The sequence below is a fragment of the Pseudomonas sp. B21128 genome, assembly GCF_044218865.1.
In the GTDB taxonomy this organism is placed as follows: domain Bacteria; phylum Pseudomonadota; class Gammaproteobacteria; order Pseudomonadales; family Pseudomonadaceae; genus Aquipseudomonas; species Aquipseudomonas iridis.
In genome coordinates, this window is sequence record NZ_CP162590.1 from 4,222,638 (window position 1) to 4,248,256 (window position 25,619).

Here is a 25,619-nt window from a genome sequence, read left to right on the forward strand (position 1 = left end):
GTTACTCGCGGACGAGCAGCAGGCTGCCACCCAACGGGCCGCCGCCTGCTGCCACCGTACTGACGGAATGTTCCCTGGTTTGGCGACCCTCGGCGCGGCCCCATAGCTGCAGACAGGCTTCGTGCACGTAGCCCAGACCGTGGGTGCGCCCGCCGGAGAGTTGCCCGCCGTTGGTATTGATCGGCAAACTGCCTTCCAGCGCGATGCGCGTGCCGCCCTCCACGAAAGCGCCACTTTGTCCGGTAGGGCACAGGCCCAAGGCTTCCAGCCAGATCAGGGTCAAAATTGAAAATCCGTCATACAACTGCGCCGATCCGACGTCCTGCGGGGTGTAGTCGGTGCGCGCCCACATCATCTCGCCGACATCGAAGGCGGCCATCCTTGTCAGCGATATCTGGTCCCAGGACCAAGGCTGATTCAACGCCGCGCCCATGGCTTCAATACGGATCGGCTTGTTAGGCTGGTCCTGAGCAATATCGCGCCGTGACAGGACGATGGCGGTGGAGGCATCGCAATGCACGTCGCAGTCGAACATGCGCAGCGGTGATGAAATCATCCGTGAGGCCATGTAGTCGTCCATGCTCATGGGCGTGCGATACAGTGCTTTGGGGTTGCGCATGGCGTTGCGGCGACAGGTCAGGGCGATCTGCGCCAACTGCTCAGGGCGAGTGCCGTATTCATGGAAGTGGCGCTGGGCGTACAACGCCATCAGGTTGATGCCCGACTGCACATTGAACGGCGTGAACCATTGCCAGGCATAGCTGCTGTCGCGACCTTGAGTCTTATTGGTGAGGGCGCCTGCCTGCTTGTTGACCAGGCGCGCCGAGGCTTCGGTAATGGTGCGAAATACCAGGACGTGCTTACACAGTCCCGCCGCAATCGCCATGGCCCCGTTGATGACACCTGTCAGCGGTCCCGGACCTTCATAGCCGCCACCGAACCAGTTGACGTTAAGCCCAAGTGCACTCTTCAGCGCACTGGGGCCCACCGGCGAAAACGCGTCGCCATTGTTGTTGTCACCCGGCCAGCACGCGACGCCGTCAATGTCGCTGCGTTGCAGGCCAGCGTCCGCAATGGCTTCGAGGCAGGCATCCAGGGTCAGGCGCATGGCAGATTTGCTAGAAGGTCGCCCGACTTCCGACTGCCCGATGCCGGTGATGGCTACGTCTTTCTCATAACGATGATCGAACATCACTGATCCTTTTCGAACAGAGGCAACCACACATCCTCGACATTGAGGAAGCTGACCCGCACTGGCATGTCGATATGCACCTGCGTGACCGGCACGCCTACCACGTTACTCACGAACTGCAAGCCGGGTTGTTCAACCAGTTCGATGATCGCGACCACGTAGGGCACTTCCAGCTCAGGCGCCCACGGCTGATAGTTGACCGTATAACTGAGCACCTTGCCTCTTCCGGACACCGCCTGCGGCGCCACATCGAAACTGGCGCAGTGCGGGCAGAGCGGGCCAGGCGGGTGGAAATAGCGGCTGCAGCCAGAACAGCGATGAATCAGCAGTTCGCCGTGTTGGCCGCCTTGCCAGAAGGCCCGGTTGTCGGCGTTGAGTGCAGGCAGTTTTCTAGGCATCAGCGCTCCGCAAGTGAGTGTTTGACTTGAAGTCATACGGTATCATTTGTACATATTTTCTAAAAGTGTCATATATTCATCCGAGTGAAGGCACGAATCGACCGTTCGCGTCGTAAAACAACAATAAGAGGATGTCGCAATGCTCCAATCATTATTGGACAAGAGGGTAGTCGTCACTGGCGGGTTTGGTGCCCTCGGCAGCGCACTGGGCAAGTTTCTGCTGGCGCGTGGCGCCCACGTCGCACTACTGGATCGCAGCGAAGCGCCAAGTGCGTTGCTGGACACGGAAAACCTGCTATGCCTGGGTGGCGTCGACCTGACTTCAAGCGAATCGGCCAGCGCGGCATTCACGCACATTGCAGAGCAGTGGGGCGGTATCGATGGTCTGGTCAATGTCGCGGGCGGCTTCGCCTGGGAAACCGTGGAAGGCGGCGACTTGCTGACCTGGGATCGGCTCTATCAGATGAATGTGCGCACTGCGGTAGTCAGTTCCCAATCGGCCCTGGCGCACCTGTTGGGTTCCAAAGCAGGACGCATCGTCAACATCGGTGCGCTGGCCTCGATCAAAGCCGCGACGGGAATGGGCGCTTACGCTGCGTCCAAGGCCGGTGTCGCCCGGTTGACCGAAGCATTGGCGGAAGAGCTGAAGGACCGTGGCGTAACGGTCAACGCCGTGCTCCCCAGCATTATCGACACCCCGGCCAACCGTGCCGACATGCCCGATGCCGACAGCAGTCGCTGGGTCACACCAGACGCGTTGGCGGCGGTGGTCGCGTTCCTGTTATCCGATGAAGCCGCAGCGGTCACCGGCGCGCTCGTACCTGTGAGCGGCCGCGTATGAGGCTGGTGACGTATACCGATGCGGATGGCTTCGACCGCGCCGGGGCCTTGCTCAACCGCGACCAGCAGGTGCTCGATCTGCAAATCGCCTATCGCTCGCTGGAAGGTCGCGACAGTGTCGCGTTGAGCAGCATTCTTGCCCTGGTAGAGGCGGGTGAGCCGGCGCTGGAGTTGGCCCGTTCATTGGTAGCCAAGGCACCCTCGGCCGCACTGCTGGAGCGTGACAGCGTGAAATTGCGCGCACCGATCCAGCCTCCCCCACAGATGCGCGATTGCTCCTGCTTCGAATTGCATCTGCGCCAGGCCTTCTCCGCGGCCCGCCGGGCCCGAGCGCTCAGGACCGACGATCCAGAGGCGACGCTGAAAGCAATGAACACGGGCGCCGACGACCGGGTGATCGAGACGTTCAACAAGCAGCCCATCTACTACAAGGGCAACCGTTTCGCCGTGGTCGGCATCGACGACGAATTCCAGTGGCCCAGTTTCAGTCAGGCGATGGATTTCGAACTGGAGTTCGGCTGCTACATCGGCAAGCGCGGCAAAGACATCAGCCGCGAAAACGCCCGTGGGCATATCGTCGGTTACACCATCTTCAACGACATGAGTGCTCGTGATGCCCAGGCGCTGGAAATGCCCGGCATGCTCGGCCCGGCTAAAAGCAAGGATTTCGACACCGCCAACATCATGGGGCCCTGCCTGGTGACCGCTGATGAACTGGGTGACCCCTACGACCTGAATATGGTGGCCAGGGTCAACGGGGAGGAGTGGGGGCGCGGTAATACCCGTGACATGCGCTGGAGTTTTGAAGACGTCATAGCCCATGTGTCCCGCTCGGAAACCTTGTACCCCGGCGAGTTTCTAGGCTCCGGCACGGTCGGCAACGGTTGCGGCCTTGAACAATTGCGTTACTTGAAACCCGGCGATGTGGTTGAGCTGGAGATCGATGGCATTGGTGTGCTGCGCACCCAGGTGGGCAAGGCATCAAGCCAGGCGTGAGGGTAAAGCCATTGCCGGAAGAATTCGCTTACAAGTGGCCAGTGAATTCTATGTACACAAACAGAGAAAGTGTCTTATATTTCCTCGCGACCACTGTCGCGACGCTCTGATCAGGAGGCAATCATGCTAACAACAACAAGCCCCGTATTGTCTGATGGAACCAAGGTCTCAGACCTCATCTACCCTTCCAGCCGTGAAGTACAAATGCGCGTGTTGTCCGACCGCGAAATTTACGAGCTGGAGATGGAAAAAATCTTCGGCAAGATCTGGGTACTCCTGGGTCACGAGTCGGAAATCCCCAACTCCGGCGACTTCATGGTCCGGGACCTGGGCTCCGACTCAGTCATCGTTGCCCGTGGCAAAGAGGGCGAGGTGTATGTAAACCTCAATGTCTGCCCGCACCGCGGCATGCGCATCAGCACTGCCGACTGCGGCAACACGCAAATTCACAAATGCATCTATCACGGTTGGGCGTTCCGCCCGAACGGCGATTTCGTCGGCTCGCCTGTCGAGCGTGAGTGCATGCACGGCAAGATGTTGCCCAAGGAAGAGCTGGGCCTGAAAAAGGCGCGGGTCACCTTGTATGGCGGCCTGGTGTTCGCGACCTGGAACATCGATGGGCCATCGTTCGACGAGTTCCTGGGTGATGCCAAGTGGTACTACGACATGCTGTTCTGCCGCTCCGACAAAGGCATGGAAGTGCTCGGCCCACCGCAGCGCTTCATCGTCAACGCCAACTGGAAAACGGCGGGCGAGCAATCGGCGGCCGACGGTTTCCACACGCTGACCCTGCACCGCTGGTTGGGTGAAGTCGGCAACTATGCCAAGAAAGGTGAGGGCGAAACCGCCGACCTCAGCCCGGAAATGATCGGCGTCGAAATCAGCTCGCCGCACGGCCATGCCCTGCGCTGCATTGATCTGGCGCGCAAGATCAAACGTCTGACCGGCCTCGATCCTGCAGAGTTGACGGTGCAGGAAAAACTCGAAGCCTTGCCGCCGGCCGGCATGACTGCCGACATGGTCGAGCAGCTGGCTCGCAACCTGACCGAAGATCAGCTGAAAGTGCTCACCAGCATGCCGCCGCAAGTCGGCGGGATGTTCCCGAACATCCTTTTCGGCTTCGTCTACATTCCACAGCCAGACGGCACTGTGGTCGGCTCGATGACGCTGCACGCTTACGTACCGCAAGGGCCGGACAAGCTTGAGTTCGTCAACTGGGTGTTTGCCGAGAAAGACGCTTCCCCGGAGCTGCGCGACAAAATGCTCAAGCAGACCATCCAGCTGTTCGGCACCTCCGGCATGGTGGAGCAGGATGACTCCGATACCTGGCCGCACATGACCCTGGCCGCCAAAGGCGCGATGGGCCGCAAGAGCACCATGAAATACCAGGCAGTCTTCGAAACCGGCGCTCCGGAAGGCTGGCCCGGCCCGGGCATCGTCAACGAAGGCTTCACCAAGGACGATACCCAGTGGCACTGGTGGTTGTACTGGCACGAGCTGATGACAGCTTCGGACGACAAGTAACAACTTCGTTCGGGCCTCGTTCGACTGCGGTCCTCAGGGGCCGCTTTCGCCAACAACCGCATTAACAAGAATAACAGTGAGGGAATGACTCATGGCTCAGGTTCAACAACGCGGTGTGGAGGATATCCAGCCGGGTTCGCCTGTCGGTACCCAACGGGTGCCTGTAGGTTCGCCGATCTACAACGATGTGGTGACCTTTCTCTACGAGGAAGCCACGCTGCTCGATCAGATTCGCCTGCAGGAGTGGGCTGAACGGCTGGACACAGATCTCGTGTACACCGTGCCGCTACGCCAGACCCGTCTGGCGGCCGAACTGAAAACCACCATCGTGCGCAGCGTTCAGCATTACCACGATGACTATCGCTCGATCATGGGCCGTATCTTGCGCTTGTCCGGAAAAAGCGCCTGGGCCGAAGATCCTCCCTCGCGCACACGGCGTCTGGTCACCAACGTATTCGTTGAAGAAACCGCCAAGAGCGATGAATTTGTGGTGACCAGTTACCTGTTGCTCACACGCAGCCGTTTCAAAGACCACCATGTCGACATCATCAGTGGCGAACGCCGCGACGTGCTGCGCCTGAGTGACACGGGATTCAAGCTGGCGCGGCGCGAAGTCATCATTGACCAAGCGGTGCTTGGTACGCCCAACCTGGCTGTATTCCTCTAGCCAAATCCGGCGATCCGGTTCGTTTGCGGATCGCCGTACCTCCAGGATCCTGGCCTGATACCGCGTGGCGCGAGCTCGTCCCGGCTAGCGTTCCTGGCCAAGCCATTGCTGATCCAAGGCGCACAGGCTGCCCTTGTTATGGCTGAAGTCCAATGTCGAGCCTTTCATCCGCAACGCCTGCTCCGCGCGTTCAGGCTGCTGGCTGTAACAGCGTGCGGTGGAAGAAGCATGGATCTGCGCGTCAAGGTTGTAGGCCCGGCCCATCGAAATCAGCGTGCAGCGACGCAGTAACAGCGCCGCTTCAGCGGCTTCTTCACTGAGTGTATTCAACGCCCAGCGTGCCATGCCTTCGCGAAGGTTGATGCCAGCGTAGGGAGAAGGGCCTTCAATCAGCGTGCCATTTACATCCCAGGTCAGTTCCTCCTGGCTGTCGCGTATCAGGATGGCTCGGGTGCGGTTGTCGATGCGCTCGCCGACGGTGATTTCATAGCGCCGCTGGCGGGTTCCGCGCGCGGCGGCTGCAATTGCAAGACCCGCCAGATCGAAGAGGTGGGTGCATTGATGACTGGCGTCGGCCTGGCGGGTGACGGAGTGGGCGATCCGGTCCAGCTCCATGCCCACCAATTGTTGCAGATTGCCGCACGCCTGCGGGCACAAGGAGTAAGGATAGCGAAGCGCTTCGCCACCGATGGCCGTGACGCGACCTTCGTCGTGGCGCACCCAAACGCGGAAGTGGTGGAAGTCGTCTTCCAGCGCTGCACGTACTTCCCCGGGGCCTTGGCCGGCAACAGCAATGATGTCCACGCGGCGACGAAATACGGTCATCCTCAATATCCTTGTTCCAGTGCTGTTCGAGCTGACGAAATCAGCTATATTTGAACACTATAACCAATAATGTTCACTAAAAAACAAGAAATGGGGTGGCTATGGCACTGCTAAACGAACAGGTTGCGCTGATTACCGGTGCAGGTGGTGGTATCGGCCGCGGCATAGCGCTGAACTTCGCCAAAGAGGGCGCCGCCGTGGTGGTCGCCGAGCTGGATATCAGCAGTGGCGAGGCGGTGGTCGCAGAACTCAGAGCGCTGGGCGCCCGGGCTGCATTCATCAAGACCGACGTGTGCAGCAAGGCCGATATCGAAGCTGCCGTGCAACTGGCCGTCGATCAGTTTGGTGGCCTGGACATTCTGGTCAATAACGCTTTCGCGCCAACGCCCAATGTACTCCTGGAAGAAAAAACCGATGCGATGCTGGAGCAAACCCTCGGCTCTACCGTGTGGGCGGCCTGGTGGGCGATGAAAGCCGCGCTGCCGCACATGAAAGCGCGGGGCGGCGGCAAGATCATCAACTTCTACTCCATCGATATCGAGATCGGCGCCTGGTTGCATGGCGACTACAACACGGCGAAGGCGGCGATTGTCGGGCTGACCCGCAGTGCCGCTTCTGAATGGGGGCGGTTCAACATTCGCACCAATGCCATCGCGCCTACAGCGATGGGGGCCACGTTCCACAAGCTCGCTGCGGAGAACCCGGGGTTTGCCGAGATGTCCGCATCGATGCGGCCGTTAGGGCGCTGTGGCGAACCTGAAGCGGATATCGGGCCGGTGGTCGTGTTTCTGGCATCGGAGATGTCGCGGTTCATCACCGGTGAAACGATACACGTGGATGGCGGGCTGCATCTGCCCGGCTACAACTCCCGGCCTAAAGGCGTTCCCGTTCGCGAGTACTGATCGACCTGCAGCTGCCGCCGGACTCAACCGGCGGCAGCTGGCAACGACTGCGAAAAGCCAGAGTGCGAACAAAAGAAAGCCCGCTTGAATGCGGGCTTTCAACGTCGGATGCCTCTTCGGTTATTTCTTCGACACCACGATCGAAGTCGTTTCCAGATCCCACGTGCCCTGGGTTTTGCCCTCATCACGCAGCAAATACTTCAGCACGCGTCCCTGAGGATTTTTCGGCAAGCTGGTGCGGAACTCGATATAACGCGGCAATGCGTAATAAGGCACCGAATCGGTCGCCCAATGGAAGAGCTGCTCCGGTTCCAGCGTCACACCTTCGTGCAGCACTGCCGTCACCTTCACATCATCCTCGCCCTTTTCCGAAGGCACGGCATGCACGGCCACTTCAGCCAATGCCGGATGAGATGCAAAGGCTGCTTCCATCTCGAAGCTGGAAATGTTCTCACCGCGGCGGCGCATGTAATCCTTCTTGCGATCGACAAAGTAGAAGAACCCGTCATCATCGAACTTGCCGACGTCGCCCGTGTGGAACCACATGTTGCGCATCAACTTCTGAGTGTCTTCCGGACGACGCCAGTAGCCTTGGAACATGATGTCGGGCCTTAGCGGACGCACGACAATCTCGCCCGCAGCATTGGGCGGCACTTCCTGATCCAGGTCATCGACAATTCGTACGTCAAAATCGGCGATGCGTTTCCCTGACGACCCCGGTGCGGCGTATTCACCCGCTGCCAGTGAAGTGATCACACACGCTTCGGTCAGGCCATAGCCATTGCCGCCCACCAGTTTGGTACCAAAGCGCTCGCGCCAGATTTTTTTTGTTTCTTCGGTGTACGGGTTTCCGCGCGCAGTGTGGATTTGACCCACGCAGCGCAGCATCGCGTCATTATCCGGCGCCTGGGCGAGGAGGCCGCCCATGCCGCCCAGGATCGATGCGATGGTCGCGCCCGAGCGCTCCACTTCGGGCCAGAAATTGGAGACCGAGAATCGCGGGAGAATGGCGGCGCGCGCGCCCACCAGAATACTGGCAATGATCGATACACAGAGCGCGTTCATGTGAAACAGCGGCAGCGGCGTGATGGTCACATCGTCAGCACTGGCCGGACCAGCCCGCAATTGCAGGCGCGCCAGGTTGCACATGAAGTTGTAGCTGATCATGCAACCCTTGGAGGGACCCGTGGTGCCCGAGGTGTAGATCAGACAGGCGAGGTCGGAGGGTTGCGGCTTGTGCGCGAGCGGGGTGGTGTCATGCCCGCGCCACTCATCGAGCGGGGCCACACGAATCGGGCAATCCGCAGCCGCTTCGAGTGCGCCACGGTGGAGGATGTGGTGAACGTCCTTCAACTGATCGGCGAGTGGGGTGATACGCGGTACATACGCCGCTTCGCAAATCACCACCGAGGTGCCGGTGTCGGCGATCTGATGACGAAGGAACTCGCCTTTGAGGGCAGTGTTGATCGGCACGCTCACAGCGCAGAGCTTGTTGATGGCGAGCCAGGTGGTGACCGCATCGACATTGTTGTCGAGCATTGTCAGCACGGTTTCGCCCGCTTTAACGCCCAGCGCGGCTAATGCATTGGCCATCCTGGTAGAAAGTGAGTCAACCTGAGCATAACTGTATAACTCACCACTGAAATCTAGCAATATCTTGTCTGGATGCCTTGCAACCGCGCGATCTAACGCATCTATGACAGTGTCTCGTTCTCCCACTGCCCAAGTGTCTGGATGTCCACTGCTACCCATCGGTTTTCTCCTTTTAGGCGCCCGCAGCTGGGTGGGCACCTGATTTTATTTTGAAGAGAGAATCGGATTCTAAATACAAACTGAGTAAATGTCTTTAGCAATAAGTTGAACATATACGGTTATTTATGCACAGATCCTGTGATAACGTTGCGCAATCTTCAATTTTACCGAGCCCGTCAACCCATGCCAAAAGCCGCATCGAAGAAAGCAGAGGCGTCTGCACCGGCCGCCAAAACCACTGGAAAAGTGGCGCCTGACGCAGCGACGGCTCCCGTGAAATCACTCGAGCGACGTGCTGCGGCCAATTCCTCGGCCGGCAACAAGGTCAAGCCGAACCGCCGTTCGGAAGAGACCATCGCGAACATCCTCAAAGCCACTGAAGAAGTCGTGCTGATGTCCGGCGCGGATCGTATTTCGATCCTCGACGTGTGCCAGGTGGCAGGCGTGTCCCGCGGCACCTTTTATCGCTATTTCGCCTCCCAGGAAGACCTGCTGGACACGTTTTCGCGACACAAGCGTGAAAGTTTTCACAGCTCACTGTCGCAGGAATTGAGCCACATCAGCGATCCGGAAGCACGCCTGAACGCTTTGTTCGCCTACCTCGACAACTACCTGGAACAAAGTCGGGCCCGGCGTCTTCTGGTGGTCGCGCCTGATTATGCGCTGGGTTTCTTTCGTCGGATTTTCCACGATTCGATCGTGCGCTTTCAGGATGGTCTGGGCATCGTGTTCGACGATTGGGACGATCGACTCGGGGTGCGTCTCGATCGTGAACTGATCTGCGAAATGATTATCCGGTACGTGTTGAGCGAAATCCTGGTTCCTGAAGCGGCCGGACGTCGATTGTTCCCGATTCGCGTGAAAAAACTGCTCGGCGCTTTGATCATGGGCTCGACCTCGCGAACCCGGCGCTAAATCCAGGAATATTCACCGCTGTAGCCAAAGCCCCCGTTTATCGGGGGTTTTGCGTTTCCGGGCGCCCATTTTTTTTGCTGCACATTGGCCACTTTCTTGTTTGCAGACGGCGCCAACTGACCTCGACGAGCATTCTTAAACGTTTGTCGAGGGCTCTGGGTCAGGCCTCTTCACGCGCCTTCAAAAATAAATTGAACAGTATTTTGATTTCTGATCAATTTAAATTTAAGCTTCGATCAGAGCAGTGAGCTTCCAGCTTCCCTTTTCGCGGCAGACCGCTACCGTCCACGAAAAGGCACCGCGCTAAAAACCAACAAGAAAGTGCCAACTTCGAGGTACCAAGACATGCTTATCGATCTCCACGCCCACGCACCGCACCCTGGCTATTATAACCAGCACCCGCACTGGGGGCCGTTCTTCGAGCAGCACGCTGATGGCGATATCAAGCTGCGGGTAGGTGACTGGATTCTGGGTCTTGGATCGCCGGAGCGTAAAGCTGCCGTGCGCTCGGGTAATGGCCCCAAGCTTGAAGAATATTTCGCTCGCTGGGCTGACCCTAAAGTGCGTCTTGCAGGCATGGATGCGGCTGGACAGAACCTGCAGGTGGTGTCCGTGCCGTCTCACTGCTACATGTACTGGACCGAAGCGGAATTCGCCGTACCTTTCGCCCGCAAGGTCAACGAAACGTTGGCAGAGTACTGCTCAGCAGCTCCTGACCGATTGATGTTCTGGGCCCATGTGCCATTGAACGCGCCAGAAGCGGCTGCCGCCGAACTGCGCCATGCCTGCACCGAACTGGGCGCAAAAGGTCTGGTTGCCGGTGGCGCCAACTTCGGCGGGCTGGAATTCGATTCGCCGGAACTGGATGTGGTATGGCGAACACTCTGCGACCTGGATTTGCCGATGTTCATCCACGGCTACAACCAGTCCGTGACCTGGGGCAAGAATGCAAACGATGACCGTTACGAAACTACCGCGATCGTGGGCATGCAGTACGACGAAAGCCGTTGCTTCTGGAACCTGATCTGCGGCGGCGTGCTGGACCGTTTCCCCGATCTCAAGGTGTACATCACCCATGGCGGCGGTTATGTCCCGTACCAACTCGGCCGTCTGGCCAAGACCAACGAAAATCTCGACGTCAAATACAACAAAAAGCCGCTGCTCGAATACATGAAGAATTTCTACTTCGACGTGGAGCTGCATGAAGTACCGATGCGCCAGGCTCTGGTAGACATCATTGGCGCCGATCATGTGTTGTATGGCAGCAACTTCGGCGGCAGTGATGCCGTGCGTCACGATCTGACTCATGGCCTGAAGCTGTCCGATGCAGACCTGCGCAAGATTCGCTACGAAAACGCCTGCCGCTTGCTGCACATCGATCCGGCCAAGTTGGGCAAGGTAGGTGCCTGATGAAACTGGCGCGATGTGAGTATTTCGGGACTGGCATCTTTTGGGCGGTGGTGGATGTCGCCCAAGACCAGGTGACGCCCATCTCCGGCAATTTCACTGACTGGGCACCCGGGGTCGCTGCCGGGCGCGGTATCAGCTCGTTGCGCTTTGCCGGCCCGGCATTACCGCTGTCAAAAGTACGGCTGTTGCCACCGATCGAACCGATCAACCGTGTGGTTGTAGCGGGCGCCAACTACGCAAAACATCTGGTCGAGTTCGGCTTGAGTGCGCCGTCCCAGCCGGTTGCGTTTCTGAAGGCTTATGGCGCGCTGATTGGCGCCAATGACCCGATACGTTTTCCGCCGCTGACTGAAGAACTCGATCACGAAGTTGAACTGGTAGCCGTCATCGGCACTGCCGAGATTGACCTGGAAAACCCGCTCGGCTGCGTGCTGGGTTACACGGTTGGCAACGACGTCAGCGCGCGGGATCTGCAACGCAGTGGACCGGCCGGTATCGGCATGGACCTGTTCGCGGCCAAGAGCCAGGATCAGACCACGGGTCTGGGGCCCTGGATCGTGACCAAAGACGAGTTCCCGGAGGGTTCCCCGCAGCTCCGCCTGACACTCAAGGTGAACGGCGAGACGCGCCAGGACGGCTCGACTGGCGAGATGACGTGGGGGGTCGATCACCTGATCCGCTTTGTACAGCAGCGGTCCAGTTTTGCCTGTGGCGATGTGTTGTTCACAGGGTCGCCGGCAGGAGTGGGGATGGGCACCGGTCTGTTCCTCAAGGAGGGTGATGTGGTCGAAGCCAGCGTCGAAGGCATTGGCACGTTACGCAATGTGGTCAGCAAAAAGAACCGCGCCTAATCGAGAGCCAAACATGAACGCCAATAATGAAAAAGTAGTCGTGGTCGGTGCAGGTTTGATGGGCACCGGTATTGCGCACGCGTTCGCCAGTTCCGGGTTCAATACGCTGTTGGTCGATACCAACGCCGCGTCATTGACGAGCGCCCGGGCCAGTATTGAAAAGATCCTTGCCGACGGTGTACGCCTGGGTAAGGTCAGTGAAGAAACAGCACAGCAATCACTCGCCAACCTGCAGACCTGCAGTGACTTGAGTGAAGCGGCAAGTGGTGCCAACTGGCTGGTGGAGACGGTTTCCGAACAGTTGGCGGTGAAGAAGGCAGTGCTCGCACAAGCGGCGCCCTTGCTGGCGCCAGATGCAATCATTGCCACCAATACCTCGGCCCTCAGCGTTACCGAAATTGCGGCAACGGTAGACTGTGCTGATCGTGTAATCGGCATGCATTTTTTCAACCCTGTACACAAGATGAAGTTGGTGGAGCTCGTCCGCGGGTTGGCCACCAGCGATGAGGTGGTGGCACGCACCCGCAACCTCTGTGAACAGATCGGAAAAACCTCGATCATCGTCAACGAATCGCCAGGACTGACCACCAGCCGCATGTCTGCGCTCTTGGGTAACGAGGCGATGTGGATGCTGCAAGAAGGCACAGCCACCGCCGAAGACATCGACACGGCGTTGCGGCTGGGTTTCAACCATCCAATGGGCCCGCTGGAACTCGGTGACCTGACCGGTTGGGATACGCGTTTATCGGTCCTGCGGTACCTGCACCAGACCTTGGGCGACAAATTCCGCCCGTGCCCGCTGATCATCAAAATGGTCGCTGCCGGTCGCCTAGGCCGCAAATCGGGGCAGGGCGTTTATCGCTATGAAGACGGTAAACAGGTACCCGGTTCTGGACTCAAGGCGAGCGCGCTATGAAAGACATCGTAATTGTAGAGGCGGTGCGCACGCCAGTCGGCAAGTTTCGCGGCAGCCTGGCCGGCGTGCGTGCCGACCACCTCGGGTCGCTGGTAATCAGTCGCTTGCTGGAGCGGGTGGATCTGTCGCCCGCGCTGGTGGATGACGTGATCTTCGGCAACGTCACGCAAATTGGCGAGCAGTCCGCGAATATCGCCCGCACCGCCTTGCTCGGTGCGGGTTGGCCGGTCAGCGTGCCGGGGCTGACCATCGACCGCAAATGTGGCTCGGGCGAAGTGGCGGTGCATTTGGCCGTCGGTGCAATTGCGGCGGGTTCCGCTGATATCGTCGTGGCGGGCGGCGCGGAAAACATGAGCCGCGTGCCGATGGGCAGCAACCGCGAAATCCATGGCGAGGCATTTGGCTGGATGGCTTCGCAGCGTTACGAACTGACCAGCCAGGGTGAGGCGGCCGAGCGGATTGCCGACAAGTGGGCGCTCAGCCGCGATGCACTGGATGATTTTGCATTTGCCAGTCACCAGCGCGCCGCCGCGGCGTCGGATGCCGGTTATTTCGATAATGAAATCGTGCCGGTCGAGGTCGAGGAACTTCGCGAGCTGGGAATGACCGAGCCTGCGTCAACACTGCGCCTGGACGAAACCATTCGTCGTGAGACCTCGCGGGAAAAACTCTCCACCCTTAAAACAAGCTTTCGCCCGGAGACTGGCCGGATCACGGCGGGTAACTCCTCGCAGATCTCCGACGGTGCGGCGGCATTGTTGCTGATGAGCGCCGACACTGCGAAAAACCTTGGGCTCAGGGCGCGAGCGCGGATTGTCGCCTTCACCACCGTCGGCGCCGATCCAACGTTGATGCTCACCGGCCCGATTGCCGCCACTGAGAAAGTGTTGGCCAAGGCCGGGCTCAACATCAATGACATCGACTTGTTTGAAGTCAACGAAGCGTTTGCCTCGGTGCCGTTGGCCTGGATGCAGGAGACCGGTGTGTCGCACGACAAGTTGAACGTCAATGGCGGCGCCATCGCCTTGGGTCATCCATTGGGCGCGAGCGGTGCGCGACTGATGACCACATTGTTGAATGAGTTGGAGCGCCGAGGCGGACGTTTTGGCCTGCAAGCCATTTGCTGTGCCGGCGGCATGGGCACCGCGACGATCATCGAACGGCTCGATTGAGATGGCACGCCTTCCGCTGATTCCTCTGGAGGCCATGCCGGCTGCGTTGCAAGCAGCAGTCGAGCGTGGTCAGCGCAGCCGCATGCTCAGTTCAACCACGCCGGTCCAGGTCTGGGCGCATCGGCCTGAAGTAGCCTTGGCCTGGCTGGGTTTGATGGAGCGCCTGCACAGCGACAGTTTGCTCGATGAGCGTCTGCGTGAGCTGGTGCGCCTGAAAATTGCCAGCATTACCACGTGTCAGGCCTGCCAGTTGGCCCGCAAGTCTGATTCAGTCACTGAAGAAGACATCGCCTGCATGGCGACGGACAGCGAGCACTTTACGCCGGCAGAGCGCGCCGCGCTGCGTTACGCCGAGTTGTTCGCCAGCGATTACCTGGCGATTGACGACACGCATTTCCTGCGACTTGGCGAGTATTTCTCGGTGGCTCAGGTCGCTGAGCTTGGGCTGTACTGTGCGCTGATGTTGGCAGGTGGACGCATGACATTGGTGCAGCAAGCCTACTGACACGTCTCGCAGCACAAATTGTTGGTCGGAATATCAATAAGTGTCCAATACAGTTGCTACCGGCCTATTATCAGGCGGTAGACTCGGCATTCAACAGGCCTCTTCACAAAAATAATGACAAAAATAGCGGAGACGATCATGTCCACACCGGCGCAGAACGATCTGACCAAGGCTTTTACCGATGTAGCCAGCAATTATCGCGGTAACAGCGATATCGACCTGCACGCGACGTATCGCGATATGCGCGCCAATTCGCCCGTGCTGCAAGAAAATTTCATGGCCCGGCTGGGCGTGCCGACAATCGCCGGGCTCGATGCCAGCCGGCCGACCTTTACCTTGTTCAAATACGACGATGTCATGGCCGTCATGCGTGACGCCAACACCTTCACCAGCGGTTTTATCGCCGAAGGGCTGGGTGCGTTTTTTGATGGTTTGATCCTCACTGCAATGGACGGCGAGGCGCACAAGAACATCCGCAATCTGTTGCAGCCGGTATTCATGCCGGACACGGTCAATCGCTGGAAAGAAACCAAGATCGACCGGGTGATTCGCGAGGAATACCTCAAGCCGATGGTGCCGGCCAAAGGCGCCGACCTCATGGACTTCGCCCTGTACTTCCCGATTCGCGTCATCTACTCGCTGATCGGCTTTCCCGAGGATCGCCCAGAGCAGATCGAGCAATACGCTGCCTGGGCCCTGGCCATCCTGGCGGGTCCGCAAGTCGATCCGGAAAAAGCAGCAGCGGCACGCGGCGCCGCGATGCAGGCCGCGCAGTCGCTCTACGATGTGGTCAAAGTGGTGGTGTCGGAGCGTCGCGCACAGGGCGCATCGGGCGACGATCTGATCAGCAGGCTGATCAACGCCGAATATGAGGGCCGCTCGCTGGACGATCATGAAATCGCCACGTTTGTGCGTTCGTTGCTGCCGGCCGCCAGTGAAACCACCACGCGTACTTTCGGCACCCTGATGTCGTTGCTGCTGCAAAATCCGGAGGTGCTGGAGCGAGTGCGCAACGATCGCAGCCTGGTGAACAAGGCCATCGATGAAGCAGTGCGCTTTGAGCCGGTCGCCACCTTCAAGGTGCGCCAGGCTGCCAAAGACCTGGAAATTCGCGGTGTAGCGATCCCTAAAGGGGCGATGGTGCAGTGCATCGTGACCTCCGCCAACCGCGATGAGGATGCGTTCGTAAACGCCGACACATTCGACATCGATCGCAAACCGAAACCGTCCTTCGGTTTTGGCTTCGGCCCGCACATGTGCATCGGTCAGTTTGTCGCTAAAACCGAGATCAACTGCGCCCTGAATGCCATCCTCGACTTGATGCCCAACATCCGTCTGGACGCTGACAAGCCCGGGCCGAAAATTGTCGGCGCACAGCTGCGCGGTCCGCACTACCTGCATGTGCTGTGGGACTGATGCACACGAACCTGAATTAATATGAACACATTCAAAAAATGTGTTTAATTAAAGCGGGATGTGCACTATGATTCAGGCACAACAACAAGCCCGAATGCGAAGGGGAAAACAATGAAAGTTGAAGATCTGATTCTCGTCAGTGTCGATGACCACGCGATCGAGCCGCCAAACGCTTTCGCTCGCCACATGCCTGCGCGCTTCAAGGGGCGTGAGCCTCATGTGGTCAAGAAAGGCGATCGCGATGTATGGGTGTTCGAGGAGCAGGCCACTGGCTACATGGGCCTCAACTCCGTGGTTGGTCGCCCTAAAGAGGAATACGGCATGGAGCCGTTGGGCTACGACCAGATGCGCCGTGGCACCTGGAACGTGAAGGACCGCGTCGACGACATGAACGCCAATGGCGTACTTGGCTCATTGTGCTTCCCCACCTTCCCGGGCTTTGCCGGCCAGCGTTTTCAGATGCACGCCGACCGCGACGTGTCGATGGCCGCGATCCAGGCTTACAACGACTGGCATTTGCACGATTGGTGCAACGCCGCACCGGGCCGTTTCATCCCGTTGATGATCGTGCCGTGGTGGGACATGAAAGCCGCTGCTGCCGAAGTAGAGCGTCTGGCCAAACAGGGTGTGCATGCGCTGTCGCTGTCGGACAACCCGGCCATTCATGGTTACCCATCGATCCACAGTGATTACTGGGACCCGCTGTGGAAAGCCTGCAGCGACAACAAAGTCGTGATCTGCTGCCATATCGGTACCGGCGTAAAAGCCCAGCACGCTTCGGATTTGTCGCCAATCGACGCCTGGATCACCTCCATGCCGATTTCCATCGCCAACTCTGCCGCTGACTGGATCTGGGCACCGATGTGGAAGAAATTCCCGGAACTGCGCATGGCCCTTTCCGAAGGCGGGATCGGCTGGATTCCTTATCTGCTGGAGCGTGCCGACTTCACCCACCGTCATCACAACGCGTGGACCAACTCCAACTTTGAAGGGAAGATGCCCAGCGACATCTTCAACAAACACTTCATCACCTGCTTCATCGAGGACAACTTCGGCCTGAAGAACCTCGATTACCTGAACGCCGAGATGGTTACTTGGGAAAGCGATTACCCGCACTCCGACTGCACCTGGCCGAACTCGCCGGAAACCGCATGGGAAGGTTTGCAACACCTGCCTAAAGAGATGATCGACAAGGTCACTCACTTGAACGCAATGCGCGAGTTTTCCTTCGACCCGTTCTCCATCCACGGTCGTGAAAACTGCACCGTTGCTGCACTGCGGGCGCAAGCCACGCACGTCAGCATCGAGCCGGCCCTGGGTCTGGGTGGTGCCGATCACGGTCGCCAGGACAACAAGCCTGTTACCTCCGGCGACATCAATGCGATGTTTGCCGAGGCTGACGCGCAAACCGCGTTGTAAGTTGCCGCTGTTCCTGCAGTCGTCGGCCAACGGCGACTGCGGGGCGGTTGCGGTTCAGTGGTCGCTTCGTCCGAAGCGATTGCGCCAGTGTTCAGCCGTAAGAGAGCGCATATGGCCATCAGTCAATTTTCCTACAGCAGTATCCCTCCCGAGGCGCAAGCGCTTCGCCCAGAAGTGCGAGCGTTCATTCGCGACACCCTGGCCGATTACCCACCCCTGTTGAGCGCTCAATCCTGGATGGGATTCGATGCGCAATTCAGCAAAAAACTCGGCGCCAAAGGCTGGGTCGGCATGGCGTTGCCGAAAGTCTATGGTGGCCGGGAAGCCGGGCCGTTTGCCCGTTACGTGATCATCGAAGAGTTGCTGGCGGCCGGTGCGCCGGTATCGGCTCACTGGATTGCCGACCGGCAGAGCGGGCCGCTGATCAACCGGTTCGGCACCGAGCAACAAAAGCAGGATTATTTGCCGGCGATTTGCAGGGGTGAGAGTTATTTCTGCATCGGCATGAGCGAGCCCAATTCAGGATCAGACCTGGCGTCGATCAAAAGCACTGCGGTACGTGACGGCGATAGCTGGCTGGTGAACGGCCAGAAGGTCTGGACCACCAATGCTCACCATTCGCACTACATGATAGCCCTGGTGCGTACCGGCGAAAAACAAGCGGCCCGGCATGAAGGCATGTCGCAATTTATCGTCGACCTGAGCTTGCCTGGCATCACCATCCGACCCATACGTGACCTTGCCGGTGGCGAGCATTTCAACGAGGTGTTCTTTGACAATGTGCGGCTGCCTGGCAATGCCTTGATCGGTGCTGAAGGCAAGGGATGGGATCAGGTCACCGCCGAACTGGCCTTCGAGCGCAGCGGCCCGGAACGTTTTCTCAGTTGCATGGCATTGTTGAAAACACTGATTGATGCGGTAGGCAAGACGCCTGACGCGCTGCAGGCCCGTGAGATCGGGCGCTTGTCCGCCAAATTGCTGACCTTGCGCAATATGTCGTTGTCAGTCACGGCTCTGTTGGCTGCGGGTGAGCATCCAGCGTGGGCAGCTTCGTGCGTGAAAGACCTCGGTAATGCCTTCGAGCAGGAAATTCCAGAGGTTGCCCAGCTGCTGCTGGAAACCGAACCACGGCAGGACGGCGGCAGCGAGCATGCACGCGTGCTGGCCTACCTGACCCAGATGGCGCCGTCATTCTCACTGCGTGGGGGCACCCGCGAAATTCTACGCGGCATCATTGCCCGCGGCCTGGGGTTGCGATAATGCGCGAGATATTTGAAAGCACGATTGAACGCCTGTTTGCCGATCTGGCGACACCGGCTTATGTGATGAGCTGCGAAGGTGGTGAATGGCCGGCCGAGCTATGGGCCGCGCTGGATGAATCCGGCTTCACCCTGGCCGGTGTCAGCGAAGCACTGGGCGGCGCCGAAGCCAGCTGGGCCGATATGTATGTGCTGGTCCGTGCTGCCGGGCGCCATTGTGTTCCCGCCCCCTTGGCCGAAGCGCTACTGGGCAATTGGTTGCTGAGCAACGCCGGTTTGGAGGGCAGGGCGGGCGCCCTCAGCGTTGCTGCCAACGCCGAGCTCGTACTCGATGGCGAACGTGTTGATGGCAGCGTTTTTTCGGTCCCGTGGGGTCGCAACGTTGAAGCGGTGGTTGCTATCGCCAGTGACTCCGCCGGTGCCGCGCATGTAGTACTGCTGCCGCGCAGCAGTGCGAGCGAATTGACGTTGAGCCTGAACGTGGCGGGCGAACCGCGTGATGACCTTGGCTTCACCGGAGTTCAGGTATTGGCGCATGCGCCGCTGCCGATCGGGCTTGACGTCGATGTGCTGGAACTGGGCGGCGCCATGTTACGTGCGGCGCAGTCTGCCGGAGCCCTGCACGCACTGCTGGACATGACCGCCAACTATGCTGGCGAACGCAAACAGTTCGGCAAGGCTATCGGCTCGTTCCAGGCCATTCAGCAACAATTGGCGGTATTCGCTGAACAGGCTGCTGCTGCCAACATAGCGGCCGAGGCGGCCTTCACCGAATCCAGTTCCGGCCTCGCCGCGTTGACCATCGCCGCGGCAAAGATCAGCACGGCAGAGGCAGCGAGTGTCGGCGCAGGTATCGCCCATTCGGTGCATGGCGCTATCGGTTTTACCGAAGAATATCCGCTGCATTTGCTCACCCGTCGGTTGTGGGCATGGCGCAGCGAGTTCGGCTCCGCCAGTCTTTGGAGTCAGCGCCTGGGCACGCAAATATGCCAAGGAGGCAGCCTCGGTTACTGGCCGTTTTTGACCAGCCATGGCCAGCAACCCTTAACCCGTCTATCGAGTAACCCGGTATGAGTGCCTTCCTGCAGATTGAGCGCGAGGGCGGCATCGTCACCGTGCGCATGAACCATCCCGACACCCGCAATGCACTGACAACGCACGAGCAGATTCAGGAATTTGTCGATCTCTGCGCTGACCTGCGCCGTGACATGTCGGTCCGGGTCATGGTGCTCACCGGTAATGGCAGCGCGTTCTGTGCCGGCGGCAACGTCAAGGACATGCACGAGCGTGGCGGCATCTTCGCGGGCTCGCCGTATGAACTGCGCAATACCTATCGCGATGGCATCCAGCGAATTCCGCTGGCGATTTACGAGCTGGATATACCCGTGATCGCCGCAGTCAACGGCCCGGCAATCGGTGCAGGCCTCGATCTGGCCTGCATGTGCGATATCCGCCTGGCCGCGCCCAAGGCCATCTTTGCCGAGAGTTTCGTGCGCCTGGGCATCGTTCCGGGCGACGGCGGCGCGTGGTTATTGCCGCGCATCATCGGCATCCCGAAGGCCAGTCTGATGGCGTTTACGGGTGACGCAATCGATGCCGCAAAAGCGCTGGACTGGGGGCTGGTGGAGCAAGTCTGCACCCATGAAACCCTGCAGTCGGAAGCGCAGGCACTGGCGCGACGCATCGCCAGCAACCCTGGCCATGCGTTGCGTCTGTGCAAGCGCTTGCTGCGTGAAGGCCAGCATATGCGTCTGGATTCACTGCTGGAATTATCGGCGGCCTATCAGGCATTGGCGCATCACACCGAAGACCATCAGGAAGCCGTGGCGGCCTTTGTCGATAAACGCGATCCCCATTACCAGGACCGCTGATCACTCAAAGCCCACAACAAGAATCGATCGGGAGTAAAGCAAAATGCGTGGCGTATTTCGAGAAGACCACAACATGTTCCGTGATCAGGCCCGGCGTTTCGTCGACCGCGAAATCGTGCCCTATCTGCATGAGTGGGAAAAAAACGGCATTGTGCCCAAGGAAGTCTGGCTCAAGGCCGGCGAGAATGGCCTGCTTTGCTCCACGGTGCCCGAAGAATACGGCGGCCCGGGCGGCGACTTTGGTCACTCGGCGGTGATGATCGAAGAACTGGCGCGCGCCAACGCCACCGCCGTGGGTTTTACCACGCACTCTGAAATCGTCACTCCCTACATCGTTGCCTATGGCTCCGAAGAGCAGAAGCAGCAATGGCTGCCACGCATGGTCAGCGGTGAATTGATTGGCGTGATCGCCATGAGTGAGCCGGGCATCGGCAGCGACCTGCGAGCCATGCGCACCTCGGCCCGGCGCGACGGTGATGACTACATCGTCAACGGCCAGAAAACCTTTATTACCAACGGCGGTAACGCAGGCCTGGTGGTCACGGCGACCAAGATGGACCCGGCCGCCAAGGAACTGACCCTGATCTGCGTGGAAGAGGGCCGAGCAGGGTTCGCGAAAGGACGTCTGCTGGAAAAGATCGGCCTGAAAGGGCAGGACACCGCGGAACTGTTTTTCGATGAGGTTCGGGTACCGGTCAGCAACCGACTGGGGGAGGAGGGGATGGGTTTCAAATACCTGACCCATCAACTGGCCTGGGAACGCTTGATCATTGCCATCCGCGCCGCACAGTCGATTGATACCCTGCTCGAAGAAACCATTGAGTACACCCGCGAACGCAAGGTGTTCGGCAAACCGGTGCTGGATTTCCAGAACACTCGTTTCAAACTGGCCGAAGCCAAGGCTCAGGCCACCATGTTGCGGGTCTTCATCGACGACTGCCTGGCCAAGGTCATGCGCGGCGAGCTGACCCCTGAAATTGCGGCAATGGCCAAACTGCTGGGTTCGGAAATGCAGGGCAAGTTGCTCGACGAGTTTCTGCAACTGCATGGCGGCTACGGCTTCATGAGCGAATACAAGATCAGCCGTGCCTGGGTCGATGCCCGCGTTGCGCGCATTTACGGCGGCACTTCGGAAATCATGAAAGAAATTATCGGCCGAACCCTTTGAAGCACACTTGCACGAGGCAAACAGATGAGTAACTCCCTTTACGACATTGCGCTGACGCAGATTGATGGCAGTGCCAGCAGCCTTGGCGACTATCGCGGCAAAGTCCTGCTGGTGGTCAACGTTGCTTCAAAATGCGGCCTGACCCCGCAATACGAAGGCTTGGAAAAACTCTACCAGAGCAAAAAAACTCTGGGGTTGGAGGTGCTCGGTTTCCCGGCCAACAATTTCAAGGAGCAGGAGCCCGGTACTGACGCGCAGATCGCTGAGTTCTGCTCCGTCAACTACGACGTTCACTTTCCGTTGTTCACGAAAATCTCGGTAACCGGCGCGGACAAGCATCCGCTGTACACCGAGTTGACCGCTGCGCAACCCGAGTCTACCGGTGAAGGCCCGTTCCGCGAACGGCTCAAGGGTTATGGCGTCGAGTCGCAAGACACCACGGAAGTGCTGTGGAATTTCGAAAAATTCCTGATTGACCGTCAGGGCAACGTAGTTGCTCGTTTCGCGCCGGACGTTGCGGCTGATGATCCTCGTCTGCTTGAAGCAATCGACGCTCAATTAGCCCGAGAGGCCTGAAGCGGTGCAGACAGTCGAAACGATCAGCGCGCTTCGTGCGCTGGTTGTCCGTGCCCGGGGTGAGCAGAAGAAAGTCGCCCTGGTGCCGACCATGGGCAACTTGCATGACGGCCATATCGCGCTGATTCACTGCGCAAGGCAGCGGGCTGATTGCGTGGTGGCGAGTATCTTCGTCAATCCGCTGCAATTCGGCGCCAATGAAGATCTGGCCAATTACCCGCGCACACCCGATGCCGACCGCGAGAAACTGGTCAACGCCGGCTGTGATGTGCTGTTCGCTCCTGCGGTGGAACAGATCTATCCGGATGGAATGCGCAACCAGGCCATCATCAGTGTGCCGCGGGTCTCAGAAGGGCTTTGCGGTGCGGCACGTCCCGGTCACTTCGATGGCATGGCGACGGTCGTCGCCAAGTTGCTGAACATTGTGCAGCCCGACGTCGCAGTTTTCGGCGAGAAGGATTATCAGCAACTGGCCGTGATTCGCTCGATGGTCAGGGACCTCAACATGCTCACCGAGATTGTCGGTGCGCCGACCATCCGGGCTGCGGATGGCCTGGCGTTGTCGTCGCGCAACGGCTACCTCAGTGAACAGCAACGCAGAATCGCCCCCGTTCTTTACGAGAGTTTGAAGCAAATGGCGGCGTCAATTCGCGAACTGCATCAGGTGGACGAGTCGCTGCTTCAGGCGTGTCGGCTAAGCCTGATCGATGCCGGCGTGGATCTGGACTACTTCGAAATTCGCAATGCGCAGGATTTGAGTCCGGCGAGGGAGGGCGCTGCACAGCTGGTACTTCTGGTGGCGGCGCGCATTGGTACCACCCGCCTTATCGATAATCTGACCGTGAACTTACGGTGACTCATCAAACATGACAGCTGCCAGACCCGCCTGCCCAGGCCATGTGACATCAGAAAGATCAGCAGAGGAATAACAATAATGAGCCTTTATCGAACTTTCGCGATGCTAGGCCTGTGCCTTGTCGCCCTTGTCGCCGCCGCTCAACCGGCCCCCCCGGATGCTTACGAGGCGGACACCCGGCGTGCCAATGCCTTGCTGGCAAAAGCGGTCGCAGCTTATAAAGCCAGGGGCGACAGCGCCTTGGCAGAGTTCAGCCGGCAGGGTGCCTATGTCGATGGCGAGTTGTACATCTACGTGGTCGATACCTCGGGTGTCATGCTCGCCAGCGGCGGGCCTTCAGTTTCACTGGTCGGCAAACCGGTGGTCAGCGTGCTCGACGACGACCTCAAGGTCGCCTTCCAGCAAGCCATCTCGCGGCCCGACGACGGTGTTGTGCACAGCGCTGAATATCGCTGGTGGAACTGGCAACACGGCAAGGTCGAACGCAAACGCGTGTTCTACCAACGTATCAAGGACCGTGTGATCTCTGTGGGTTACTACATGCCACGGTCCAGCCCGGAACAAGCGCAAGCATTGATGCGCCAGATTTCCGGGCAAGTTGCCAACGATGCAAAAGCCACCTTGGTACTCATCAACAAGCACGACAAGACGCTGACTCAGGACGATCTGTATGCCTTTGTGGTGGACCGCAAAACCCAGCGGTTTGTCGCTCACGGGTTTACCCCACGCTTGATCGGCACCGACTTCAAGTCTTTGCGTTCAACCGACGGCAAGCCGATTGGCGAAGAAATACTCAAGCTGATGAGCGCGCATGATACCGGGGAGATCACCTACCAATGGCGCAACCCTATGACCGGGCAAAATGAGTACAAGCGAACGTTCGTGCAGCGAGTGAACGGCTACATCGTTGCAGTGGGCAGTTATGCAATCAAGTGACCCATGATGAGCGAAGCCAATGCGCTAAGCCGTGACAGCGATAAGGCAATCCCCGCTAGCGGGCTGATCCTGTCCATCATCGTCTTCAACTTCATATCCTACGTCTGCAGTGGCCTGCCGCTTGCGGTGTTACCGGGATTCGTCCTCAATGACCTGGGGTTGAGCTCAGTGTTTGCAGGTATCGTGATCAGTTCACAGTACCTGGCAACACTTCTGGCGCGCCCGCTGGCCGGTGGCGTGGCGGACCGGTCAGGTGCTAAATACGCGGTGGTGTGCGGGCTCAGCGGGTTGGTGTTGAGCGGCGCGCTGACTGCGCTCGCGCTCTTTCTGCCTGATCAGCCCTGGTGGTTGATCCTGTCCCTGTTGATGCTGGGGAGACTGGTGTTGGGAGCCTCCACGGCGATGATCTCAACGCCTTGTTGCACGTGGGCGATAGGGTTATGTGGTACGCCCCGGGCCGCACAAGTCATGTCGTGGAATGGTATAGCGGCTTACGGCGGCACCGCGGTGGGCGCGCCACTGGGTGTGCTGCTCAGCTATTCGCTGGGAATCGTGAGTGTGGGGCTGTGCACCGTATTGCTGGGCTTGACGTTCCTGCTGGTGGCATTCGGCAAACGCCCGGCGCCCTTGATTGCAGGTGCCCGCATGGCCTTCCATCGAGTGCTGTTCACTGTCATGCCCAATGGTCTGGTGCTGATCTGCAGCTCAGTAGGATTTGGCGGGCTGACCGCGTTTGTAGCGCTGTATTTCGACAGCTTGGGTTGGGACTACGCGGCCTGGTGCCTGAGTGGTTTTGGCTTTGGTTTTATCCTTGCGCGCTTGTCATCACCGGGGATCCTGCAGCGATTCAGAGGCTATAAAGTGGTGTCTGGCTGCCTGCTCGTGCAAACGTTGGGCATGCTGCTGATCTGGCTCGCAGCGTCTCCCGCGTTGGCGATTGCCGGCGGTGTGCTGACCGGGGCAGGGGTGTCATGGGTCTACCCGGGCCTCGGGGTGGAGACATTAGCACGCACGCCACCGGCAAACCGCAATTCGGCGCTCAGTGCCCTGTCGTTGTTCTTTGATGTTGCAGTAGGGGTCGCGGGCCCGGTCATGGGGCTCATTGCTTCAGGTTTTGGCTACGCCGCCATATTTTTCTGTGCCGCTGTGATGTCGGCAGGCGGTTTTTTTCTGGTGATCGGGTTATGTTGGCGGAGTGAACCCATACATCATTGACTCGAAACAGGAGTGGCCCGGGATGGACACAAAGGCTC

The 25,619-nt window shown here is 59.0% G+C and carries 25 protein-coding genes; 21 read left to right on the top strand and 4 right to left on the bottom strand.

Features of this window, described 5'->3' with window-relative positions:
- Position 1: 1 nt before the first annotated feature.
- Positions 2-1,192, bottom strand: coding sequence for a thiolase family protein (locus AB4P91_RS18820; RefSeq protein ID WP_150578806.1), 1,191 nt, complete (start codon positions 1,190-1,192; stop codon positions 2-4).
- Positions 1,192-1,590, bottom strand: a complete 399-nt coding sequence (locus AB4P91_RS18825; protein ID WP_313005261.1) for a Zn-ribbon domain-containing OB-fold protein — start codon at positions 1,588-1,590, stop codon at positions 1,192-1,194. The genes AB4P91_RS18820 and AB4P91_RS18825 overlap by 1 nt, the downstream gene beginning before the upstream one ends.
- A gap of 139 nt (positions 1,591-1,729) precedes the next feature.
- Here AB4P91_RS18825 and AB4P91_RS18830 point away from each other — a divergent pair, with 139 nt between their 5' ends.
- From AB4P91_RS18830 to AB4P91_RS18845, 4 genes are all read left to right on the top strand, one after another.
- Positions 1,730-2,431: an SDR family NAD(P)-dependent oxidoreductase gene (locus AB4P91_RS18830; protein WP_150578808.1), complete on the top strand. Its 702-nt coding sequence runs from the start codon at positions 1,730-1,732 to the stop codon at positions 2,429-2,431.
- Positions 2,428-3,426 (top strand): fumarylacetoacetate hydrolase family protein, encoded by a 999-nt coding sequence (locus AB4P91_RS18835; protein WP_395603403.1) that lies wholly within the window; start codon positions 2,428-2,430, stop codon positions 3,424-3,426. The genes AB4P91_RS18830 and AB4P91_RS18835 overlap by 4 nt, the downstream gene beginning before the upstream one ends.
- 123 nt (positions 3,427-3,549) lie before the next feature.
- On the top strand, positions 3,550-4,950 hold the full coding sequence (locus tag AB4P91_RS18840; RefSeq protein ID WP_313005265.1) for a Rieske 2Fe-2S domain-containing protein: 1,401 nt from the start codon (positions 3,550-3,552) through the stop codon (positions 4,948-4,950).
- A 91-nt stretch (positions 4,951-5,041) separates the two neighbouring features.
- A complete protein-coding gene (locus tag AB4P91_RS18845; RefSeq protein WP_150578811.1) occupies positions 5,042-5,617 on the top strand; it encodes an aromatic-ring-hydroxylating dioxygenase subunit beta in 576 nt (191 codons plus the stop codon).
- Positions 5,618-5,701: 84 nt separating this feature from the next.
- Here AB4P91_RS18845 and AB4P91_RS18850 read toward each other — a convergent pair whose 3' ends face one another.
- A complete protein-coding gene (locus AB4P91_RS18850) occupies positions 5,702-6,442 on the bottom strand; it encodes a DUF2889 domain-containing protein (protein ID WP_313005268.1) in 741 nt (246 codons plus the stop codon).
- Positions 6,443-6,543: 101 nt separating this feature from the next.
- Between AB4P91_RS18850 and AB4P91_RS18855 the strand changes: the two genes are divergently transcribed.
- On the top strand, positions 6,544-7,344 hold the full coding sequence (locus AB4P91_RS18855) for an SDR family NAD(P)-dependent oxidoreductase (RefSeq protein WP_150578813.1): 801 nt from the start codon (positions 6,544-6,546) through the stop codon (positions 7,342-7,344).
- A 120-nt stretch (positions 7,345-7,464) separates the two neighbouring features.
- Here the strand turns inward: AB4P91_RS18855 and AB4P91_RS18860 are convergent, their stop codons facing one another.
- Complete coding sequence (locus AB4P91_RS18860; protein WP_313005270.1) at positions 7,465-9,096, bottom strand: ATP-dependent acyl-CoA ligase; 1,632 nt, start codon at positions 9,094-9,096, stop codon at positions 7,465-7,467.
- 183 nt (positions 9,097-9,279) lie between these two features.
- On the opposite strand from AB4P91_RS18860, the gene AB4P91_RS18865 reads away from it, so the two are divergent.
- From AB4P91_RS18865 to AB4P91_RS18940, 16 genes are all read left to right on the top strand, one after another.
- Positions 9,280-10,011 carry a TetR/AcrR family transcriptional regulator gene (locus tag AB4P91_RS18865; RefSeq protein ID WP_313005272.1) on the top strand — a complete coding sequence of 244 codons (732 nt, stop codon included), beginning with the start codon at positions 9,280-9,282 and terminating at the stop codon, positions 10,009-10,011.
- Positions 10,012-10,356: 345 nt separating this feature from the next.
- Positions 10,357-11,421 (top strand): amidohydrolase family protein, encoded by a 1,065-nt coding sequence (locus AB4P91_RS18870; protein ID WP_150578816.1) that lies wholly within the window; start codon positions 10,357-10,359, stop codon positions 11,419-11,421.
- Positions 11,421-12,272 (top strand): fumarylacetoacetate hydrolase family protein, encoded by an 852-nt coding sequence (locus tag AB4P91_RS18875; protein WP_313005275.1) that lies wholly within the window; start codon positions 11,421-11,423, stop codon positions 12,270-12,272. The genes AB4P91_RS18870 and AB4P91_RS18875 overlap by 1 nt, the downstream gene beginning before the upstream one ends.
- Before the next feature lie 13 nt (positions 12,273-12,285).
- Positions 12,286-13,188 carry a 3-hydroxyacyl-CoA dehydrogenase gene (locus AB4P91_RS18880; RefSeq protein ID WP_313005276.1) on the top strand — a complete coding sequence of 301 codons (903 nt, stop codon included), beginning with the start codon at positions 12,286-12,288 and terminating at the stop codon, positions 13,186-13,188.
- Entirely contained in the window at positions 13,185-14,360 is a 1,176-nt protein-coding gene (locus tag AB4P91_RS18885; RefSeq protein ID WP_150578819.1) for a thiolase family protein, read from the top strand. The genes AB4P91_RS18880 and AB4P91_RS18885 overlap by 4 nt, the downstream gene beginning before the upstream one ends.
- A gap of 1 nt (position 14,361) precedes the next feature.
- Positions 14,362-14,865: a carboxymuconolactone decarboxylase family protein gene (locus tag AB4P91_RS18890; RefSeq protein ID WP_191623091.1), complete on the top strand. Its 504-nt coding sequence runs from the start codon at positions 14,362-14,364 to the stop codon at positions 14,863-14,865.
- 138 nt (positions 14,866-15,003) lie between these two features.
- Complete coding sequence (locus AB4P91_RS18895) at positions 15,004-16,281, top strand: cytochrome P450 (protein WP_150578820.1); 1,278 nt, start codon at positions 15,004-15,006, stop codon at positions 16,279-16,281.
- A gap of 111 nt (positions 16,282-16,392) precedes the next feature.
- Positions 16,393-17,700, top strand: a complete 1,308-nt coding sequence (locus AB4P91_RS18900; protein WP_150578821.1) for an amidohydrolase family protein — start codon at positions 16,393-16,395, stop codon at positions 17,698-17,700.
- Between the two features lie 111 nt (positions 17,701-17,811).
- The gene (locus tag AB4P91_RS18905) at positions 17,812-18,960 is read left to right on the top strand and encodes an acyl-CoA dehydrogenase family protein (protein WP_313005281.1); all 1,149 of its coding nucleotides are present in this window, start codon (positions 17,812-17,814) and stop codon (positions 18,958-18,960) included.
- Entirely contained in the window at positions 18,960-20,033 is a 1,074-nt protein-coding gene (locus AB4P91_RS18910; protein WP_313005283.1) for an acyl-CoA dehydrogenase family protein, read from the top strand. The genes AB4P91_RS18905 and AB4P91_RS18910 overlap by 1 nt, the downstream gene beginning before the upstream one ends.
- Entirely contained in the window at positions 20,030-20,830 is an 801-nt protein-coding gene (locus tag AB4P91_RS18915) for a crotonase/enoyl-CoA hydratase family protein (protein WP_150578824.1), read from the top strand. Before AB4P91_RS18910 ends, AB4P91_RS18915 begins: the two co-directional genes overlap by 4 nt.
- Before the next feature lie 43 nt (positions 20,831-20,873).
- Positions 20,874-21,998 (top strand): acyl-CoA dehydrogenase family protein, encoded by a 1,125-nt coding sequence (locus tag AB4P91_RS18920; protein ID WP_313005286.1) that lies wholly within the window; start codon positions 20,874-20,876, stop codon positions 21,996-21,998.
- Positions 21,999-22,022: 24 nt separating this feature from the next.
- Positions 22,023-22,574: a glutathione peroxidase gene (locus tag AB4P91_RS18925; protein ID WP_313005288.1), complete on the top strand. Its 552-nt coding sequence runs from the start codon at positions 22,023-22,025 to the stop codon at positions 22,572-22,574.
- 4 nt (positions 22,575-22,578) lie between these two features.
- A complete protein-coding gene (gene panC / locus AB4P91_RS18930) occupies positions 22,579-23,430 on the top strand; it encodes a pantoate--beta-alanine ligase (RefSeq protein WP_313005290.1) in 852 nt (283 codons plus the stop codon).
- 78 nt (positions 23,431-23,508) lie between these two features.
- A complete protein-coding gene (locus tag AB4P91_RS18935) occupies positions 23,509-24,366 on the top strand; it encodes a cache domain-containing protein (protein ID WP_313005292.1) in 858 nt (285 codons plus the stop codon).
- A 6-nt stretch (positions 24,367-24,372) separates the two neighbouring features.
- A complete protein-coding gene (locus AB4P91_RS18940; RefSeq protein ID WP_313005294.1) occupies positions 24,373-25,581 on the top strand; it encodes an MFS transporter in 1,209 nt (402 codons plus the stop codon).
- The last annotated feature ends 38 nt before the right edge of the window (positions 25,582-25,619 follow it).

Excerpts from the sequence above, each read along its gene's own strand:
- AB4P91_RS18820 (WP_150578806.1), bottom strand. The coding sequence starts at position 1,192 with ATGTTCGATCATCGTTATGAGAAAGACGTAGCCATCACCGGCATCGGG.
- AB4P91_RS18825 (WP_313005261.1), bottom strand. The coding sequence starts at position 1,590 with ATGCCTAGAAAACTGCCTGCACTCAACGCCGACAACCGGGCCTTCTGG.
- AB4P91_RS18830 (WP_150578808.1), top strand. The coding sequence starts at position 1,730 with ATGCTCCAATCATTATTGGACAAGAGGGTAGTCGTCACTGGCGGGTTT.
- AB4P91_RS18835 (WP_395603403.1), top strand. The coding sequence starts at position 2,428 with ATGAGGCTGGTGACGTATACCGATGCGGATGGCTTCGACCGCGCCGGG.
- AB4P91_RS18840 (WP_313005265.1), top strand. The coding sequence starts at position 3,550 with ATGCTAACAACAACAAGCCCCGTATTGTCTGATGGAACCAAGGTCTCA.
- AB4P91_RS18845 (WP_150578811.1), top strand. The coding sequence starts at position 5,042 with ATGGCTCAGGTTCAACAACGCGGTGTGGAGGATATCCAGCCGGGTTCG.
- AB4P91_RS18850 (WP_313005268.1), bottom strand. The coding sequence starts at position 6,442 with ATGACCGTATTTCGTCGCCGCGTGGACATCATTGCTGTTGCCGGCCAA.
- AB4P91_RS18855 (WP_150578813.1), top strand. The coding sequence starts at position 6,544 with ATGGCACTGCTAAACGAACAGGTTGCGCTGATTACCGGTGCAGGTGGT.
- AB4P91_RS18860 (WP_313005270.1), bottom strand. The coding sequence starts at position 9,096 with ATGGGTAGCAGTGGACATCCAGACACTTGGGCAGTGGGAGAACGAGAC.
- AB4P91_RS18865 (WP_313005272.1), top strand. The coding sequence starts at position 9,280 with ATGCCAAAAGCCGCATCGAAGAAAGCAGAGGCGTCTGCACCGGCCGCC.
- AB4P91_RS18870 (WP_150578816.1), top strand. The coding sequence starts at position 10,357 with ATGCTTATCGATCTCCACGCCCACGCACCGCACCCTGGCTATTATAAC.
- AB4P91_RS18875 (WP_313005275.1), top strand. The coding sequence starts at position 11,421 with ATGAAACTGGCGCGATGTGAGTATTTCGGGACTGGCATCTTTTGGGCG.
- AB4P91_RS18880 (WP_313005276.1), top strand. The coding sequence starts at position 12,286 with ATGAACGCCAATAATGAAAAAGTAGTCGTGGTCGGTGCAGGTTTGATG.
- AB4P91_RS18885 (WP_150578819.1), top strand. The coding sequence starts at position 13,185 with ATGAAAGACATCGTAATTGTAGAGGCGGTGCGCACGCCAGTCGGCAAG.
- AB4P91_RS18890 (WP_191623091.1), top strand. The coding sequence starts at position 14,362 with ATGGCACGCCTTCCGCTGATTCCTCTGGAGGCCATGCCGGCTGCGTTG.
- AB4P91_RS18895 (WP_150578820.1), top strand. The coding sequence starts at position 15,004 with ATGTCCACACCGGCGCAGAACGATCTGACCAAGGCTTTTACCGATGTA.
- AB4P91_RS18900 (WP_150578821.1), top strand. The coding sequence starts at position 16,393 with ATGAAAGTTGAAGATCTGATTCTCGTCAGTGTCGATGACCACGCGATC.
- AB4P91_RS18905 (WP_313005281.1), top strand. The coding sequence starts at position 17,812 with ATGGCCATCAGTCAATTTTCCTACAGCAGTATCCCTCCCGAGGCGCAA.
- AB4P91_RS18910 (WP_313005283.1), top strand. The coding sequence starts at position 18,960 with ATGCGCGAGATATTTGAAAGCACGATTGAACGCCTGTTTGCCGATCTG.
- AB4P91_RS18915 (WP_150578824.1), top strand. The coding sequence starts at position 20,030 with ATGAGTGCCTTCCTGCAGATTGAGCGCGAGGGCGGCATCGTCACCGTG.
- AB4P91_RS18920 (WP_313005286.1), top strand. The coding sequence starts at position 20,874 with ATGCGTGGCGTATTTCGAGAAGACCACAACATGTTCCGTGATCAGGCC.
- AB4P91_RS18925 (WP_313005288.1), top strand. The coding sequence starts at position 22,023 with ATGAGTAACTCCCTTTACGACATTGCGCTGACGCAGATTGATGGCAGT.
- AB4P91_RS18935 (WP_313005292.1), top strand. The coding sequence starts at position 23,509 with ATGAGCCTTTATCGAACTTTCGCGATGCTAGGCCTGTGCCTTGTCGCC.
- AB4P91_RS18940 (WP_313005294.1), top strand. The coding sequence starts at position 24,373 with ATGAGCGAAGCCAATGCGCTAAGCCGTGACAGCGATAAGGCAATCCCC.